Genomic DNA, 18,375 nt, shown 5'->3' with positions numbered 1-18,375 from the left:
GGGCGGTTGGACGGAGGCGATGCGGGCAGGCGAATTCGAGCGCGCCTGGGCGATCAACGATCGCGATCTGGCAACGTTTGCGTATCCACCCAAGCATACCGGGCCTCGTCACCTCCAGCGCATCTGGCGCGGCGAGGAGCTGAGGGGCAAGGATGTACTGGTCCGCTGTTACCACGGGCTCGGCGACACCATCCAGTTCCTGCGCTTCATGCGGCCGCTTCGTGACGTCGCGCGCCGCGTCACGGTCTGGTGCCAGGGCGAGCTTCTGCCGCTGGTCGAGCGAGCGGCAGGCGTCGATCGGGCTTTTGCGCTCCATGATGGTGCACCTGAGATCGACTTCGAGGTCGATATCGAGATCATGGAGGTGCCGCATGCCATAAGGGCGAGGCGGGAGCACGTCGAGATGCGTGCATCTTACGTATCGCTGCCGCCGGCGGTCGAGCAAGTCCGAGGTCTTGAAGTTGGAGCTCTTGCCGTCGGCCTGGTTTGGGAAGTCGGCAACTGGGACAAGCGAAGGACCATCCCGCCGTCCCTGCTAGGGCAACTTGCCGTTCCCGGAGTGACGCTCTGCTCGCTGCAACGCGGGGCCCGAACGCCCGAACTGGCCGAGATCGACGCGAAGGACGTCAGCACGCCTGACATTACGGTTCTCGGTCGTCTCCTCCAGCGGCTCGATCTCCTCGTTTGCGTTGATACCATGGTGGCCCATCTTGCGGGAGCGCTCGGCTGTGACGCGTGGGTCTTGTTGCATGCGGATTGCGACTGGCGCTGGCCGTCATCCGAGTCCCATTCCCTTTGGTATCCGAGCCTGCGGCTGTTTCATCAGAGGACATCAGGCAATTGGGATGACGTCCTTGGAGAGGCGCGGGAGGCCCTGATTGCACGCTCCGCAAGTTTCCAACGTGTCGTCCGAAAGGGGCTCAAGCGAGCGCAAGGTCCGCCGTAAGTGGCCGGAGCCGCAATGACGACGCATCGTCGCGGCTGGACTGAATGCCCAGGTAAGTCGGATCGAATCTTGCGAGCCGCACGAGTCCCGGCCAGTCCGTAATCGTTACCGTCTTACCCTGCCATTGCAGGAGGTTGCATCGTCGCAGCTCCTGAATCGTGCGGTTGGCGTGGACCGGGGAGATGCTGCATGCTGCCGCAAGGTCCGATTGGGTAAAAGGAGATGGCAACCTGAGATCTCTCGCCAAGCCGACGCTTTGCAGGCGGATGGTGATCTCGCACAGCAGATGCGCCACACGCGTCAATGCATCACGGCTACCCAGGTTCACTGTCCAGTTGCGCTGAATCGCGTGGCTGGTGAGCAGCATCAGCAGCAATGCGCGAGACATCGCGGGCGAACGCGCGGACAAATCGCGGAAGAAACGGTGTGGCACGAGAGCGACGATGGCGGGGCCAAGTGCGATCAAATTGCCGTCAACGCGAGGACGATAAAGCGTGTGCAGATCGGCGATGTCTCCGGGAACATGGATTGAAGTGATCTGCCCGTCTGCACTCTCTGCATCCTGCCAAGACAGATATCCCTGAAGGAGCAGACAGCACTGAGTGGCATCATCGCCATGCCGCAAAACGGCCTGGCGCGAACTTAGATGCGCGATTGTGCTTGCCATGTCCGCGAGCAGGTGGAGATCGTCGGCCGTTACGGGAGTGAGGCTCGCCAACCGGTCGGCGAGCTTGGAGAACGCAAATCCTGCCTGCATTGGTCGCCTAACAACTCAGAACCCGTCCCCAATCTGATCGATGAGAACGACAGAGCGCATTAAACTTTGATAGTTTCACTCCATGCAGGTCATGTTTGTCTGCCCAGCATGCGCCCAGAAGTGGGAGGGACCATCGGTCAAACGGTTTCGGAACAGTAGACGGCGCATGCGATCGTCCTCAAGGATCGGACGATTCGGAACCAGAAGCGCGAGGCGCTCAGGCGAAGCATCTGTGTTCTCGCGGCGGGATCCGCGGAGATCGCGCTAGTCATGCTCATACTGTTCCGAGGGAAACTGATTGATCGCGTCGAACGCCTGCAACCGGTTCTTCTCCAGCAGAACCATGTGCGTGCCTTCGCCGATCTCGACCCATCGCCGATATTACCCGTGTTTGTGCGCACCGAAATCGGCGTGCGTGACGCGTCCCCTACTCCAGGTCCACGCCGAGGGCACTGGGCGTGCCTATCAGCTGGTCACATGCTCCGCTGTGCGAGGTAGACAAGAGGTGCGATTCCGACCGTCCATGGCGGTTTTGACCCGCCACGGCTCTCGCCGCGACGGCGACGCATCATTTCCTGATCGTCCCCTATGGAGGCTCGTTCTGAAACTTGACGCGTGCGCAATCAATTGGCTTGTCAGCGTTGCCGCCATCGCGCAGGCGCCAGGCCGAATTCACGCCTAAACGCCCGGCTGAATGCTTCTCCGGATCCGTAACCCACTTCCTCTGCGATTTGGTCGATGGGCTTGCGGGTTTCTCGTAGGCTCACCTTGGCTGCCTGAAGCCGCCAGATGGTCAGATACCGGATTGGTGGCACCCCGATCAGGGTTGTGAAGCGGTCGACGAAGGCGCTCCGCGACATCGAGACTTCTCTCGCGAGGGACTCCGCGGACCACGGCAGCCCGACGTTATGATGAATGGAGGCGAGCGCGCGTCCGATTTGCGGATCGGCAATCCCCTTCAGCCATCCCCCATCTTGATCGGTGTATGTCACGGAATACTGGCGCATCGCTTCTACGAACAGCAGTTCGGAAAGCCGAGACATCAGGTTTGACGAGGCGAACCTGCCGGCCGTCAGTTCGCCGGCTGCATATCGCACTGAAGCCTCGATCCAGTCGCGTGCGACGCCCTCGCGAATGTCGAGCTTCAGCACTCTTGGCAGGGCCGCGATCAACGGATTATAGGTTTCCTCGCTGCCGAGAAACCCGCACACGATTTGCGCCGGCTCACCGCCTCCGCCGTGCAGAATTTTTGCCAGCCCTCCATCCACTGAGGGTTGAATGAGATGACGCGCGCTTGTCGGTATCAGACCCGCGTCGCTGGCCAGCGTATGAACATCGTTTCGCGGCAGCAGTACGATTTCCCCGGCCCGCACTTCAATGGTGGGTTCACCATCGACGCTGAGCAATAATTTTCCCGCGATGACGAAGTGGTAAGCGATCAACAGCGACGGTTTGACTGCGAAAGTCCCGCAGTCCTCAGCGACGATCTGGGTATGCACGCTCCACGGCGCGGTGAAACGCGCATCCAGAAAAATCCCGCCAGTCAGGCGAACCGATCGAAGCACTTCCGATAGCGGATCGATCATTAGGCTAATCTCAGATTTGGACGATCGGTCAACTGATCCGGCTGGGCGATCATTCACCGTGGCGGTCCCCCCGCTTATACGGGGCTCATGAATGAACTGCCAAGTAACCGATTCCTCCACGTTTCCTTGAGACGCTGTCCAGACGGTCAGGCGGACGCGGAACCGGTTGCGGAAGAACGGAAAAGCGGGACGCACGACGGGGTTCCGGATGGCAACCAAGCAGACGGACATCTCGATCATGAGCATCGCGCAGGCTAACGCAACCGTCACTCCGTATATCGATTTCTGGAACGCAATACTGGCTCCGAAATTCAATGCGTGGCGGCACATCCTCGCCGGCGGCCTTCACCTGCATAGCGCTAAAGTATTCCCGTCGCTGCCGATCAGAGCCGGCGGCAGGGTCTTGGATGTGGGATGTGGCTGGGGCGACACCGCAATTGAACTTGCGCGGCGCGTCGGACCGGCCGGATCCGTCCTCGGCCTCGATTGCTGCAATGCCTTCCTCGACGTCGGCCGCGCAGATGCGAAGGAGGCAGGGGTGACCAATCTCAGCTTTCTCGAAGCGGATGTTCAGACCCATCCGTTCGAGCCGGTACATGATTTTTGCTTCTCTCGCTTTGGAACCCAGTTCTTCGAAAACCCAACGGCTGGCTTGAGCAACATGCGATTTGCGCTCAAGCCGGGTGGACTGATGACGATGGTCGTCTGGCGCGAACGGGCGGACAATCCGTGGCTTACACTGTCGAAGGAGGTTCTGCTTCGTTACCTGCCCCCCGTCAGGGAAGACGCCGCAACCTGCGGCCCCGGACCGTTTTCCATGACCGATCCCGAGGCCGTGACTCGGCAATTGATGATTGCCGGCTACAGCGGCATCAGGTTCGAACGGATCGATGCCGAAGTCCTGGTCGGGCGAGATCTTGACGAAGCGGTCGCGTTTCAGCTCGCGATCGGTCCCGCAGGGGAAGTCTATCGCGAAGCCGGCCCGAAGGCTGCTCGCCTGTTTGATACGCTGGTGGCGGCCTTGAACGACGAGTTGAAACAATTCGTCCGCCCTGAAGGCGTGATGATGAATTCAAGCTCTTGGATGGTCACCGCGCAGAATCCGGGATCACCGCAGCGGCCCCGGGGGTGACGTACCCGCGCCGGTCTCTGCTCGAAATCTCTCCATTGTAAGCACCGCCGCAGCCGCCGCGATCTGACGAATCGATGCAAAAAATTGAACTCTCTGGGAGAAGATTGATGGCGGGTCTAGTTGCGGTCCTCTACGGCACTGCCGCTTACGGGGTGACGCTGATCGCGTTGCTCTATCTCATTGGCTTCACCGGGAACCTGGTCGTTCCAAAGTCTGTCGATTCCGGGGCCATTGGTCCGGTTCTGCCAAGCATTGTTATCGATGTGCTGCTAATCGGACTGTTCGCGATCCAGCACAGCGTGATGGCGCGTCGGGGCTTCAAGCGCTGGTGGATGCGAATCGTGCCGGCTTCGGTCGAGCGCAGCACCTACGTGCTGTTCGCCAGCTTTGCACTGCTGTTGCTGTACTGGCAGTGGCAGCCGATCCCCACGCCGGTCTGGACCGTGAGCCACCCGGTCGCGGCGGGGGCAATCGACGCCATCTTCTGGCTGGGTTGGGTCGTGCTGGTGGCCAGCACGTTTCTTCTCAATCATTTCGAGTTGTTCGGCCTCAGCCAGGTGTTCATGCGCCTGTTCGGTAAACAACCGTCCGAAGCCAGCTTCCGCACGCCGTTGCTCTACCGGTATGTCCGCCATCCGATCTATCTCGGCGTCCTGCTCGCAGTCTGGGCCACGCCTGCGATGACGATCGGTCATCTGCTCTATTCGCTTGGCATCACCGCCTACATTCTGATCGGCATTCAGTTGGAAGAGCACGACCTGATCCAGCAGTTCGGCGACCGGTATCGCCGCTACCGCCGTCATGCGGCCATGCTCGTCCCGCTTCCAGGCCGAAGATTCGCTGCTTCCGAGGACGCCGACATCTGACCCAAGACGCTCGTCAAGACAGGCCAATCAGTCAGCAAGCAGGGTGGATTGAAAGAGCCTGGGCACAAGCTATCCGCGACTGGCACTTGCTGGGCAGGCCTTGATTGCCGCGTCCGCGCCAAGTGTCGCGCTATTTGGCGGGGTTCCAGGGCGGCGCGTTGTCCGTTCGCAGCCGTATCGACACGGGCGGGGCGGCGTGCGCATCGCGTTCTGATCAACTCATTTTCAACCTGAAGCCTCCGGCCAAGATGTCACCGATCGCACTGATCATCCTCCATTTGAAGGATGGCCGATATTCCCCGCGGCCCCGCTGGGACACGATCAAAATGATTTGAGCGCGACACCGGCTCGATATCAGCGGAAAAGCTTAAAGTTGTTTCATAGCTATCCTCATACTGGGGCGCGTCGTCGAATGAACAGGGTTTCACATCCGCGGTCGGCTTCGGAATCGTCGCAAGACAATTCAGATGATCAGCAGCAACTGAGCGACCTGATCAGCGTCATCTACGATGCCGCAATCGATCCCTCTCGTTGGGAAGACGCCATCGTCAGCATCGTGCAATTCGTTGGCGGCGCGGGAGGCGGGCTGTTCTGCAAAGACATTGGTGTTCAACACGCCACGGTGCCCCATCGCTTCGGATTTGACGTGCCGTTGCGGGTCGAACTTTTTCGGCAGATTTATTCCTCCGCGGAGGGTCACTTTCTCGGTGACCTCGAACAGCCGGTCGCGACGACCGATTTGATGTCCTTCGCAGCACTCACCCAGAGTGAACTATACCGGCAGTGGGCCGAGCCCCAGGGGCTTGTCGATTTCGTCAGCGCGGTTGTCGACAGAACCACGGTCAGCACAGCCATTTTTGGGGTCTTCCGCCACCGGCGAAATGGGATCGTAGACGAGCACGCGCGCCGGCAAATGAGGCTGATAGCGCCGCATGTCAGGCGTGCCGTCGTGATCGGGAAGATGTTCGAGTTCAAGGCCGCTGAACTCGCGACGTTCGTTGACACGTTGGACGGGCTCGGTGCCGGCATGTATCTCGTCGATCCCGGTGGACGTCTCATTCACGCCAATACGGCCGGGAATGCCATTCTCGACGCCCGCGATATTTTGAGTTCGGTGGGTGGGCGGCTGGTCGCCAACGATCCGCAGATCGATCGCACCCTACGAGATGTCTTCGCCACCGCGGGGCAGGGCGATGCCGCACTTGGTATAAGGGGCATCGCGGTGCCGCTGACCGGCAGGGAGGGCGACCGCTATGTGGCCCATGCATTGCCGCTCACGTCAGGCGCGCGTCGGCGGGCCGGTATTGTTTACACCGCCACGGTGGCCTTGTTCGTTCGCAAGGCGTCGCTGGCCGTCGCTTCTGTTCCCGGAGCCATCGGCAGCGCGTTCAAGCTGACGCCGACCGAGCTTCGCGTGTTGCTGGCCGTCGTCGAGGTCGGTGGCATTCCCGAGGTTGCTATGGCGTTCGGGGTCGCGGATAGCACGGTTAGGACGCATGTCAGCCGGTTGTTTGAAAAAACAGGTGCCGCGCGCCAGGCGGATCTCGTCAAGCTGGTTGCAGGCTATACGACGCCGCTGGCCGAATAGGAGAGAGGTCGCTCGTTGCAGCACCCAGAAGCAGCAAATATTTGCGCGCTCCTCCCACGTTCGCAGGACGACACCCAAGCAGCGGTTGTTCAGGATGGCATGCGTCCCGCCGGCACGCAGTGGGGTAGGTGATCAGGCGTCCCTGCCTCGCCGCATCTGGACAGGAGTTGGGAGCGCAGCATGTCCATTGACGTCGAGGGCACGGTTTCTGCGGCGGGGCATGGGCGTAAAGCAGGGGCGGCGGCGCGCAGAATAGTGATTTGTGCCCTGGCGGCGACAGGCATTCTTGCAACCAACATCTTCTTGCCTTCGCTGCCGGTCATCGCGGCCGATTTGCATGTATCCAGCGCGGCGGTCACGTCGGCCTTCACGATCTTTCTGGCGATTTTCGCCATAGGGCAATTGATTGCCGGCCCGCTGTCGGACCGGTTCGGGCGACGCATGCCGATCCTGATAGGACTCGGAATTTTCATCGCCGGTACGATCTGGTGCGCTTTCGCGCGCGATCTATCGAGCCTGCTGATCGGCCGATCGATGCAGGCTTGCGGCGCATGTGCGGCTTCGGTGCTTTCACGTGCGATCGCCCGGGATCTGTTCGATGGCCAGGCACTTGCAAAGGTCATGGCGTCGATCACAATGGCAACCGCGGCCTCCCCAGGCTTTTCACCGCTGCTGGGGAGTGTGCTCGTTCTATTCTTTGGCTGGCGCTCGGAATTTGCCTTTGTCGCGGCCTTCGCGCTCTGCACGGCTTTGGCCTATGCGACCTTCGTCGGCGAAACCAATGACGGCGCGCGTCGTTCTCTGAACCCGCTCAAAATTGCCGGGGCCTATCTGGAGCTTGTTCGGGATCGCCGGTTCGTTGCGCCTGCTAGAACCGCTGGACTGGTGATGGCCGGTCTATTCGCGATTTTCTCCAGCGCGCCGCGGGTGCTGCTCGAATTGTTTGGATTCTCGCCAATCACACTTGGTCAGCTATTTGCGGGCGTCGTCTTCCTGGTGTTTGCGGCCGGCATGCTGGCGCCTAGGCTATCGGCGCGGGTTGGTACCTGCCGTGCGACGTCGGTCGGTTTGGGATTAACCGTCCTCGGAGGCGTCGGGCTGCTTTGCGCGGTGCTGCTCGCGAACGGCGCGCTGCTGCCATTTCTGTTAGCGGCTTCCGTCTTTCTGTTCGGCGTCGGAGTGGTGAGCCCGCTGTCGAGCGCGGCAGCGCTGTCGCCGTTTGGCAGCAAGGCCGGTATCGCCGCAGCCCTGTTCGGATTCTCGCAAATGGCGGGCGCTGCATGCGGTGCCTCTCTCGCGGCGATTGTCGCCAGCGATCCGGCCGTCGGGCTAGGTATCGTGCTGACAGCAACGTCGCTGGTGGCGGTTATCCTTCACAAGCGGCGCTAATCTGAGGTGGATCTTGCCGAGAACAAAATGGGTTTGGTGTGAGGTTCTTTGCGGCGCCTTGGCATGCCACTATTGTCGAGCGGCGACGGCTGTGATCTCGAGTTTGACACCGGGACCGAGATCGGCCACGCCGATTGCGGCGCGCGCCGGCAGATGAGCTTGTGCAAAATGCGCCTTCCAGGCCGCATTGAACTCTGCCTTTTCCTTGAGGCTGGTCATATAGATGGTCACCTGCAAGACGTTGCTCAGATCGGCTCCGAGGGTCTTAAGCAACTGCGCCAACTGCCCGAGGACGTCGTTTGCCTGGCCCGACATATCGAGGCTCGTGTCCTCGGGGACGATGCCACCGATGTAAAGCACGCCATTGTGCTCGACTACTTCGTGGAGCAGACCTTCGTAGGGCAAGACGCGCTTGATCATGATGGGACCGATGTTGCTGTGTGACGGGCCGGGATATCGCACATTTCAATGTCAGTGTCGTCGCAAGAGATCTCGCGCAAGGTCTTGTCGGAAGACGGACCTGCACAGCTCAGAATGCAGACGGCTAACGCGTTGAAAATAAAAGTACAAATTGGTCGAAAAATCGCCGCCGGTCGTCCATGCAAATGTTCGCCAATCTGTCTTTGCACGAGCGCCCGGCATTTTCGCCGGCCCAGACCCGACGACATCGAAGAGCGGATCGCTATACTGCTATCCGGATGACATCGGTACGGCCGGGACCGCGCCGACCGGAACAAGGAATGCGACGATGGACGATACGATTGGCTTCCCCGACCCCGGCCTCGACCTCTCCGACGGTTTCAAGCCGCACACCTCGCATTGGGGCGTGTTCTCGGCACGTCAAGGCGAGGCCGGGCTCGAGGTCAGGGCCTATGCGGGCGATCCCGATCCGAACGGCATCATCGACAATTTTCCCGGCGCGCTGCGTCATCAGGCGCGCATCACCCAACCCGCGATCCGCCGCGGCTGGCTCGAACGCGGTCCCGGTCCGGACGATCGCCGCGGCCGCGACGAATTCGTCTCCGTCAGCTGGGAAAAGGCGCTCGATCTGCTCGGCGACGAGCTGGCACGCATCCGTGACACGCGCGGCCCCGGCGCGGTGTTCGGCGGCTCCTATGGCTGGTCGAGCGCGGGCCGCTTCCACCACGCCCAAAGCCAGGTGCATCGCTTCCTCAACGTCGCCTTGGGCGGCTATGTGCGCTCGGTGAACTCCTATTCCTCCGGTGCGTCCTCGGTGCTGTTGCCGCAGATCCTCTGCGGTTACGAGGACATCACCAAGCGCAACGTCACCTGGGAGCAGATCGCGGCTGATACCGACGTCGTGTTGGCGTTCGGCGGCATGGCGCTGAAGAACTCGATGGTCGCAGGCGGCTCGATCAGCAAGCACGTCGAGCGCGGCGCGATGGAAGCCGCGCGCCGCCGCGGCTGCGAGTTCATCCTGGTCAGCCCGTTGCGCGAAGACCTGCCGGTCGAGGCCGGCGCCGAATGGATGATATGCGTGCCCGGCACCGACACAGCGCTGATGCTCGGCATCGTTCATACGCTGGTCGCGGAAAACCTGCACGACCAGGCTTTCCTCGATCGCTACACCGAGGGATGGCCGGTCTTCCTGCGCTATCTCACCGGCGAGAGCGATGGCCAACCCAAGCACGCCGAATGGGCCGCCGCGATCTGCGGCGTCGACGCGAATACAATCCGCAAGCTGGCGCGCCGGCTCGCCGGCAAGCGTGCGCTCATCACCGTCTCTCATTCGCTCCAGCGCGCCGAGCACGGCGAGCAGCCGGTGTGGATGGGCATGGTGCTGGCGGCAGCGCTCGGCCAGATCGGCCTCTCCGGCGGCGGCTACGCCTATTCGTTGGGGGCGATCGGCTATTACGGCCGCCGCGTCAACGACGTGCCGGGGCCGACACTGGGGCAGGGCCGCAACGCTGTCCGCGATTTCATTCCGGTGGCGCGCATCGCCGACATGCTGCTCAATCCCGGCAGTACCTATCGCTACAACGGCGAGACGCGCACCTATCCGGATATCCGCCTCGTCTACTGGGCCGGCGGCAATCCCTTCCATCACCACCAGGACATCAATCGCTTGCGCAAGGCGTTTGCGAAAGTCGACACGCTGGTCGTGCACGAACTCGCATGGACTGCCACGGCCCGGCATGCCGACATCGTGCTGCCCTCGACGATGACGCTCGAGCGCGAAGACATCGGCTATTCCAGCAACGATCCCCTGATGGTCGCCATGCACCGGATTGCCGAGCCGTTCGGCCTTGCGCGCGACGACTACGAGATCTTTGCCGATCTCGCCGACCGTCTCGGCGCGCGCGAACCCTTTACCGAGGGGCGGACGTCACGGCAGTGGCTGGAGCATCTTTATGAGCCGACCCGCGCCTCGCTCGAAGCGCGCGGCCTGGAGGCCCCGAACTTCGAAGAGTTCTGGCGGCGGGGCAGCCTGGTGGTGCCGCAACAGCCCGACGACGGCGGCCGGCTGCGCCGCTTCCGCGACGATGCCGTCAACCACGCTTTGCCGACGCCGAGCGGTCGCATCGAAATATTCTCTGCCAAGATCGCGGGTCATGGCGATGCGGATTGCCCGGGCCATCCGGTCTGGCTGGAGAAGTCCGACATGCCGAAGCCGGGGGCGCCGTGCTTCCTGGTCGCCAACCAGCCGGTGACGCGTCTGCACAGTCAGCTCGATTTCGGTGGACATTCGCTTCAAAGCAAACATCGCGGCCGAGAGGTCGCGCGCATGAACCCGCAGGACGCAGACGCACGCGGAATCAAGCACGGCGACATCATTCGGCTGTTCAACGCGCGCGGCGCCTGTCTCGCCGCGGTTCACGTCACCGACGGTATCGCGCCCGGCGTGGTTCAGCTCCCGACCGGCGCCTGGTACGACCCGATGGACCCCGAAGACGACGCGCCGCTCTGCGTGCACGGCAACCCGAACGTGCTCACACGTGACGTCGGCACCTCGTCCTTCGCGCAGGGCTGCACCGGCCAGCTCACGACAGTCGAGGTCGAGAAGTTCACCGGCAATCTGCCGCCGATCCGGGCTTTCGATCCGGTGTAGAAAAAAAGGGGCCGCCCTGTGGGTGCAGGGACAGCCCCGAGTGGCTCGCAGGCCCGGGAGGATGAGGGCGCGAGCGAATGTTCACGCGGCTGCGCTGATCCAGTCTCTCTCCGTAGAAGGACGACGCGGCGGGAGTGCTTGCACCTCTCGCCGTTCGCCCTTACTGGCGAGGCGCCAGCGTGCCGGGGATTGATCGCTGATGCGCTTGAACACGGTCGAAAAATGGGCCTGCGTGCTGAAGCCGACCGCAAGCGCGATCTCCGCCAACGGCCGGTCGGTGGTTGCCAGCAGCATCTTGGCATGCTCGATCCGGTGATTGAGAAGATATTCGCGGGGCCGGTAACCGGTCGCGACGCGGAACTGCGCCGCAAAGTGCATTCTGGACAGGCCGGCGACGTTGGCGAGTTCGGACAGGCTGATGCAGCGGTGGAAATGATCGGCGACATATTGTTCTACGCGCCGCAGCCGCCATTTCGGCAAGGCATTGACCCTGGCGCGTGGCAATTCCAGGCGCGCCAGATGCATCGCAAGGGTTTGACCGATGCAGCGCGTAAACTCGTGGTCCGCGGCGTCGCCAAGTTCGATTAGCGCCTTGGCAAGCTCGGCTGCGAGCGGATCGCGCAACAGGACGAGATCATTCAACCCCTCGGTCCCGGAAAATTGTGCCGGAAATTGGTCCGCGGAAATGTGAATGTGCAGGAAGGCGCATGGCGACTGGAATTGCACGGCAAGGGGCTTCGACGGCGCGGTGAGATACAGTGTGCCCGCGGGCATGGTCCCGTCGAAAATGACTTGGCGATCCCGGGTCAGTTTCGCCCGCGTGGTCTTGAGGGCGATGCCGACGAAATAGCGATCCTCAGGCGTCGTCGCTTGGTGCGACGAGGTGCTCCGCGGGTCTTCCCATCGCGAGATCGCGATGTCGTCGGCGGCCGCCCCCGCGCGCGGGTCGATCTGACGCCATTGACGCTCGCGAATGATCGCTTGTGTTGCCTGAGGCATCTCGCAATCCCCCGAGGCGCCCGGAAATTCTATCCAGGCATCACCTGCCTGCAAATTGGTCAACATCGTTCGTCCTCTCCGGGCGTTCTCCGCTGTTTGCAACCAGCAAACGCGCAAAGCCCTGCTTTCCATGTTGAGAGGATAGGCGTGAGCTGACCTGCAAGCTCGTTAGTGGTGATTAGGATGTGTTAGTTTTTGTGGGAGCGCATCAGGTGCGGCATCCCGTCTCAGGAAGCGTCCTTTTTGTACAATTTATCAGATATTTGCGCATTCTCGATCCGACTCAGGAGAGCGCCGGACGTCGCGAGGAGATCGATGCGGCGGTGTGAGTTCCATGCGTTGCCCTCGCTGGACCTCGCATCGGTGCCGGGTATAGTCGCGCCGCATTTCGAAGGAGCGATCGTCAGGATGAGTCAGAAATGACCGAGCTCTCGGCAGGACATGGCCCCCGCGGCAGCGACGCCGCAACGATTCTGGATCTCGATGCCGTCGCGTTCGGGCCATTTTCGCTTCGGTCGCGGCTGCTGGAGAAGGATGGCTTGCCGGTCAGGCTCGGCAGCCGCGCGACGGATATTTTGCGCCTGCTGGTCAGTCGCGCCGGCGAAGTGGTCCCGAAGAGCGAAATTCTCGGCTATGCGTGGTCCGGACTTTCCGTCGAGGAGGTCAGCCTGCGCGTCCATGTCGCGGAGCTGCGCAAGGTGCTCGGCGACGGAAAGGATGGTGCCCGCTACATCACCAACATCCCGGGCCGGGGCTATTGCTTTGTCGCGCCCGTGCGGCGTGGCGGGCGCGCGGAGGTGGCTACACCGGCGTCGCGTGTGCCTGAAAGGGCCGCGCCGCCACCGTCGCTACAGCGCCGATTGGACCGGATGGTCGGGCGGGAGGACGCCGTGGCCGAGTTGGCAGCGCGCTTGCTCCGCGATCGCTTCGTCACGCTGCGAGGGCCGGGCGGCATCGGAAAGACCACCGTTGCGACCGCGCTCGCGCACGAGATGTGCGATAGCTTCGACGGCAACGTCCATTTCCTCGAATTCGGTCCGCTCAAGGACGGAGCGCTGGTCGCGAGCACGGTTGCAGCCGCGTTGGGCCTCGTCGTGCACCACGAGGACCCCTCGGCCAGCATCGTCAATTTCCTGCGCGGCCGCCGGCTGCTTCTCGTGCTCGACAGCTGCGAGCACGTCATCGAGGAGGTCGCGCGCCTTGCAGAAAACATCTACCGGGAGGCGCCCGGCATCGTCATCCTCGCAACCAGCCGCGAGTCGCTGCTGGTGGAAGGCGAGCAGATTTTCGAGCTCGTTTCGCTCCCTGGTCCGCCGCAGGGCACCCGCCTCAGTGCCGGCGAGGTGCTGGCCTATCCCGCCGTGCGCCTGTTCGTCGATCGCGCCGTCGCGGCGGGGCATCGCGACGACATCACCGACGAGGATGCCGAAGTCCTGGCCCGGATTTGCGGCAAGCTCGACGGCATCGCGCTGGCGATCGAGCTGGCTGCCGCACGTGTCGGTCTCTACGGACTGCGCGAGATGGCGGCGCTGCTCGACAACCGGCTGCAGCTCGAATGGCGCGGGCGGCGGACGGCGCCGCCGCGACAGCAGACGCTCGGCGCTACGCTCGACTGGAGTTTCGGTCTGATCGGCGAGAGCGAGCGGATCGTATTTCAGCGCCTCGCCGTCTTCGCAGGTCACTTCACGTTGAAGGGCGCGATAGCAGTCGCGGCCGGGGCGGAGATGGCGGAGGATCGCGTCGTCGAGGCCCTGGAGCAACTCGTGGTGAAGTCGCTGGTTTCCACCCAGCCGGACGGCGCATCGCGGCGCTATCGCCTGCTCGACGCAACGCGTGCCTATGCCCTGCAGAAACTGGCCGACGGCGGACAGATGGCGCAGATCGCGCATCGTCATGCTCTCTATGTTCAATGCACGCTCGAAGCGGGCATGAGGGACAAGGAGGGCAGCGATCATGCGTCACGTTTGCAGGAACGCGCGAGCCTGCTCGCCGATGCCCGCGCTGCGCTGCAATGGGCTTATGCCAACGACGACGGCGCCGGCTTGCGCGTGCCGCTCGCCGGCAGCTGCACAAGGCTGTTCGTCGAACTCAATTTGCTGAACGAGGCCCGCATCTGGTCCGATCGCGCACTCGCAATGCTGGACGAGGCCGACCGGGGCGGCGCATGGGAGCTCGAACTTCAGTCGACGCTCGGTCACGCCTTCATGTTCACCGAGCGTAACAGCGAGCAGGCGGAATCGGCGCTCAGGCGCGGGCTGGAGATAGCGGAAGCGCTTTCCGATCACGCCAACACATTCAGGCTGTTGTCCCGGCTCAACATGTTCTACCGCCGGACCGGTCGCTATCGGCATCTGGTGCCGACTGCGCTTCACGCCGAGCGGATTGCCCGTGTGATCGGTGATACCGCGGGCATCGCCGGGAGCAAAGCGCTGCTCGGCGTGTCATATCACCTCGCCGGAGACCAGGCCGAGGCGCAAGCCCATCTCGACCAGGGCCTGCGCGACGACGCTGCGCTCCGCGGGACGCAACCTGGGCATTTCGCCTATTCACGCACACCGCAGATTCCGCTCGCGCGCGTCCTATGGCTGCGCGGCTTTCCCGATCGCGCGCTCGAATGCGTCCGGCCGCTCGTCGGCGCTTCGGCGCCGCATGACGTGATCATGCATTGTATCGCATTATGCTGGTCCGCTTCGGTGTTCGGCTGGCTCGGCGACTGGTCGTCAGTCGAGGCCATGACCGATCGCCTGGCGGCGCATGCGAGCATGCACGGACTCGTGCCCTACGAAGCCGTCGCGACGGGTTTTCGGGCACAGAGCATGATCGCCCGGGGCGAGGTGGCCGGCGGCGTCGACCTAATGCGGAGTGCGCTTCCACGCCTGCATGCCGATCGCTACGAACTCTATGCCTCGGCGTTCGCCGCGGATCTGTCCCAAGGTTTGGTCACGTTGGGACAATTGACGGAAGGCATTCAGGTTCTTCACGAATCCATTGCTCGGGTCGAGCAGGAAGGGGGCGCCTTCGATCTGCCCGAGCTGCTCCGCCTGCGCGGAGAGCTGGAGATCCTTGGCGGCAATCCCGACGCGGCCGAGGCGGATCTTGTCGCCTCGATCTCGCTTGCCGAACAGCAGGGCGCCTTGTCCTGGCGGCTGCGAGCCGAGATGTCGCTGGCGCGGCTTCGAATCCGGCAGCATGTACAAAATCCGCTCGCACAGCTCGCTCAAACCTATGCCCGGTTCTCCGAAGGTCTCGAGACCGCCGATCTCATTGCAGCACGGCACATGCTGAACGGGCCGGCGGCCTGACCAGGTCGACACGACCGTGCCCTTCTCGCTGCTGAGCGCGTCCACCAGTGCTCAACCCTTGTGTCCACCCAGCCGCGCCAGGAAGTCGCGGACAAGCGTAGCGATCTCGTCGGTGGCTTCATCTAGCGCGAAGTGGCCGGCTTCGAGGATGTGAACCTCGGCATCCGGCACATCGTCGCGATAGGACGTCGCGCCTGCGACAGTGAAGGACGGATCGTATTTGCCCCAGACCACCAGCGTCGGTGGCCGCGTCTGGCGCAACCACGCCTGCCACTTCGAATAGGAGGCGACGTTGGTCCGGTAATCCAGGAACAGCGTGGTCTGAATCTCGGCCTGGCCGGGACGCGTCAGGAACGCGTATTCGTCGATCCAGGCGTCGGGGTCGTAGCGCTCGGGACGCGGACTGGAGCCGAGATGCCGCTGACGCGTCGCCTCCAGGGATGTGAAGTTGGCCTTGAGCGCCTCGAGCTCGCGTGCCGGGTCGGCCCAGTACTTCCTGCGCGCATTCCACAGCGGGCTCAGCCCCTGCTCGTGCGAAACCGCGTTCTGGATGATGATGGCGCGGACGCGTTCGGGATGCGCCAGCGCCATGCGGAAGCCGACAGGACCTCCATAGTCTTGCATGAACAAGACGTAGTCCGTGAGGCCGAGCTTCGTTGTGAGCTCGCCCATTGCGGCGGCGATGTTGTCGAACGTATAGTTGAAATCGGACGGCAGCGGCGCGCTGCTGTTGCCGAAACCGGGATAGTCCGGCGCGATCAGATGATATTTGTCGGCGAGCAGCGGCATCAGAGATTCCCACATCCGCGACGACGAGGGAAACCCGTGAAGCAGCAGCACCGTCGGAGCGTCGGCGGGCCCGGCCTCGCGGTAGAAGATCTCGAGGCCGCGGATGTCGACCTTGTGATAGCTGATCGAGCGCCGGCTCGATCGCAGATCCTGCGCCGAGACCTGCACGGTCGCGCAGGCCAAAGCGGCTGACAGGGCAAGAGTGATTGGGATGTTCATGTCATCGCTCCGAATCCAGCATGTGGCGTGAAGATGTGTCGCAAGTGCATTGCGCTTGCTGCGGGGCATGCCTCCGGCCTGTCGGCGTCGAGAGGCCCGATTGCGGGCACCTCTCGTGATGTGCCGCATCCGGGAACTACGAAGCGCGTGCCAGCGGCTTGCCCTTCAGGGCGGCCAGCAGGGCCTGCGCGGCTGGACCCGAGGAGTGCGGGTTCTGGCCCGTGATCAAGAGGCCGTCGGTGACGACGTGAACGCCCCAGTTTGCCGTTTTCGAGAAGACTGCCCCGAGCTTCAGCATTTCGTCTTCGACCAGGAAAGGCACCACCTTGGTGAGGCCGACGTCCTCCTCTTCACCGTTGGTGAAACCGGTCACCTCCTTGTCCTGGACCAGTGGCTTGCCGTCGGGCGCCTTGACGTGGCGCAGCGCGCCAGTCGAGTGGCACACGACGGCGACTGTCTTGCCGGCGGCAAGGAAGGATTCGATGAGCTTGACCGAGTCCTTGTCCTCGGCGAGGTCCCACATCGGGCCGTGACCGCCTGGGTAGAAGACGGTGTCGAAATCTTCCTGCTTGACGCTGTCGAGGCGAACCGTCCTGTCGAGCTGGGCTTCCGCGTCGGCGTCGGCTTCGAAGCGCAGCGTCAGGTCGGTGCGAAATTCGGGCTCGTTGCTCTTGGGGTCGAGCGGCGGACGGCCACCCTTCGGCGAGGCGAGGGTGATCTCGGCCCCGGAATCCTTAAAGACGAAATAAGGGGCGGCGAGCTCCTCGAGCCAGAAGCCCGTCTTGCGCCCGGTGTTGCCGAGCTGGTCGTGCGAAGTGATGACCATCAATATTTTCATGACCGTTCTCCTTGAGTGCGTTTGCGGCGATGACGCACTCCATTGTGGTGGAGATGCGCCGAGCTGGATCTCGTCCGAGCACGTCACGTCGTTCGTTGCTCGCGATCCCAATCTGCACTCAAGGCCGGCTGTCGGCGCGTTATGTATTGTTAGACGTTGAGAGCACGGAGATGTCGCGCGTCCCGCTACTCGAAGACGGCGTCAAAGATCTCGACGTCCATCAGCACGGGCTTGGCGACCACGGTTCCGTCGGGCCGCAGCGTCTGCGCGCGTCGGAGCGTCGGCACCACGATGCCGCCGAAGCTGTCATGGGCCCAGGAGTAATGCGCGACTTTCATGCCGAACAGATCGTGGTCGGTCCGCCGCTGCAACGCGTTGTGGTCGAAATAGAAGATCTGCTCGGGCGCGAGCGTGATCAGGCCCGGCGGGAACTGCGCCCGCAACCGCCGCCATGACTCGTTGTTCTCCTGCCACGGCGGCAGTTCCTCCACCACCACGTCGGGATGGACGAGCAGGAATGGATTGGTCAGATAATTCCAAATCGCGACGCCGCAGAAGAACACGAGATGCAGTTCGTCCGCGAGCGCGGGCGAACCAGTCTCGGTGAACGCAAGGCTCGGATTGGGCCAGGTCCTGAGAATCTCACCCTTGAGGCTTTCGATCGTGATCGCGTCAGGTTGAAAAGAGCCAGAGTGTTCGCCTCCGGTGATGCCGGTGAAGCGGACCGACTGGGTGCGGGTCGAGCCCTCCGCCGTCACGTCCTTGAATTCGCTGGCATGTCCGGTGCTGGAGAACAGCGTTCCGGCGACGGAGAGGTGAAGCGTGAACCGGCTCAAGCTATTCCAGCGGGCCATTCCGCCGCTGGCATCAATTACATCGTCAAGAAGCGCCATG

14 protein-coding genes are annotated in these 18,375 nt (G+C 62.7%); 7 read left to right on the top strand and 7 right to left on the bottom strand.

Translation table 11 applies throughout. The features are described 5' to 3' along the window. The first annotated feature begins 19 nt into the window (after positions 1-19). A complete protein-coding gene (locus IVB47_RS03660; RefSeq protein WP_247459910.1) occupies positions 20-946 on the top strand; it encodes a hypothetical protein in 927 nt (308 codons plus the stop codon). Here the strand turns inward: IVB47_RS03660 and IVB47_RS03655 are convergent. Together IVB47_RS03655 and IVB47_RS03650 are read right to left on the bottom strand one after the other, a co-directional pair. Continuing rightward, complete coding sequence (locus IVB47_RS03655; RefSeq protein WP_247459908.1) at positions 921-1,703, bottom strand: Crp/Fnr family transcriptional regulator; 783 nt, start codon at positions 1,701-1,703, stop codon at positions 921-923. The genes IVB47_RS03660 and IVB47_RS03655 overlap by 26 nt on opposite strands. 635 nt (positions 1,704-2,338) lie before the next feature. Beyond that, on the bottom strand, positions 2,339-3,289 hold the full coding sequence (locus IVB47_RS03650; protein WP_247459905.1) for an AraC family transcriptional regulator: 951 nt from the start codon (positions 3,287-3,289) through the stop codon (positions 2,339-2,341). A 208-nt stretch (positions 3,290-3,497) separates the two neighbouring features. Here IVB47_RS03650 and IVB47_RS03645 point away from each other — a divergent pair, with 208 nt between their 5' ends. The 4 genes from IVB47_RS03645 to IVB47_RS03630 all read left to right on the top strand — a co-directional run bounded on the left by IVB47_RS03645 (position 3,498) and on the right by IVB47_RS03630 (position 8,264). Further along, positions 3,498-4,421, top strand: a complete 924-nt coding sequence (locus IVB47_RS03645; RefSeq protein ID WP_247459903.1) for a methyltransferase domain-containing protein — start codon at positions 3,498-3,500, stop codon at positions 4,419-4,421. Positions 4,422-4,528: 107 nt separating this feature from the next. Then, positions 4,529-5,287 carry a methanethiol S-methyltransferase gene (mddA, locus tag IVB47_RS03640; protein WP_027566476.1) on the top strand — a complete coding sequence of 253 codons (759 nt, stop codon included), beginning with the start codon at positions 4,529-4,531 and terminating at the stop codon, positions 5,285-5,287. 412 nt (positions 5,288-5,699) lie between these two features. After that, positions 5,700-6,875, top strand: coding sequence for a helix-turn-helix transcriptional regulator (locus tag IVB47_RS03635; RefSeq protein WP_247459900.1), 1,176 nt, complete (start codon positions 5,700-5,702; stop codon positions 6,873-6,875). Positions 6,876-7,055: 180 nt separating this feature from the next. Further along, complete coding sequence (locus tag IVB47_RS03630; RefSeq protein WP_247459898.1) at positions 7,056-8,264, top strand: multidrug effflux MFS transporter; 1,209 nt, start codon at positions 7,056-7,058, stop codon at positions 8,262-8,264. A 69-nt stretch (positions 8,265-8,333) separates the two neighbouring features. Here the strand turns inward: IVB47_RS03630 and IVB47_RS03625 are convergent, their stop codons facing one another. Then, positions 8,334-8,684, bottom strand: a complete 351-nt coding sequence (locus IVB47_RS03625) for a RidA family protein (RefSeq protein WP_247459896.1) — start codon at positions 8,682-8,684, stop codon at positions 8,334-8,336. 328 nt (positions 8,685-9,012) lie between these two features. On the opposite strand from IVB47_RS03625, the gene IVB47_RS03620 reads away from it, so the two are divergent. Next, a complete protein-coding gene (locus tag IVB47_RS03620) occupies positions 9,013-11,334 on the top strand; it encodes a molybdopterin guanine dinucleotide-containing S/N-oxide reductase (protein WP_247459893.1) in 2,322 nt (773 codons plus the stop codon). An 81-nt stretch (positions 11,335-11,415) separates the two neighbouring features. On the opposite strand, the gene IVB47_RS03615 is transcribed toward IVB47_RS03620, so the two are convergent. Further along, complete coding sequence (locus tag IVB47_RS03615) at positions 11,416-12,399, bottom strand: AraC family transcriptional regulator (protein ID WP_247459892.1); 984 nt, start codon at positions 12,397-12,399, stop codon at positions 11,416-11,418. Between the two features lie 353 nt (positions 12,400-12,752). Here IVB47_RS03615 and IVB47_RS03610 point away from each other — a divergent pair, with 353 nt between their 5' ends. Continuing rightward, entirely contained in the window at positions 12,753-15,635 is a 2,883-nt protein-coding gene (locus tag IVB47_RS03610; protein ID WP_247459890.1) for a winged helix-turn-helix domain-containing protein, read from the top strand. A 51-nt stretch (positions 15,636-15,686) separates the two neighbouring features. On the opposite strand, the gene IVB47_RS03605 is transcribed toward IVB47_RS03610, so the two are convergent. The 3 genes from IVB47_RS03605 to IVB47_RS03595 form a co-directional block, all read right to left on the bottom strand. Further along, a complete protein-coding gene (locus tag IVB47_RS03605) occupies positions 15,687-16,643 on the bottom strand; it encodes an alpha/beta hydrolase (RefSeq protein WP_247459887.1) in 957 nt (318 codons plus the stop codon). 136 nt (positions 16,644-16,779) lie between these two features. After that, a complete protein-coding gene (locus IVB47_RS03600; protein WP_247459885.1) occupies positions 16,780-17,481 on the bottom strand; it encodes a type 1 glutamine amidotransferase domain-containing protein in 702 nt (233 codons plus the stop codon). Positions 17,482-17,666: 185 nt separating this feature from the next. Next, on the bottom strand, positions 17,667-18,374 hold the full coding sequence (locus tag IVB47_RS03595; RefSeq protein ID WP_247459884.1) for a hypothetical protein: 708 nt from the start codon (positions 18,372-18,374) through the stop codon (positions 17,667-17,669). Between the last annotated feature and the right edge of the window lies 1 nt (position 18,375).

This window comes from Bradyrhizobium sp. 62, assembly GCF_023073035.1.
Lineage (GTDB): Bacteria > Pseudomonadota > Alphaproteobacteria > Rhizobiales > Xanthobacteraceae > Bradyrhizobium.
Note: the sequence above shows the minus strand (reverse complement) of the source record. Positions and strands in the feature narration are given on the sequence as shown.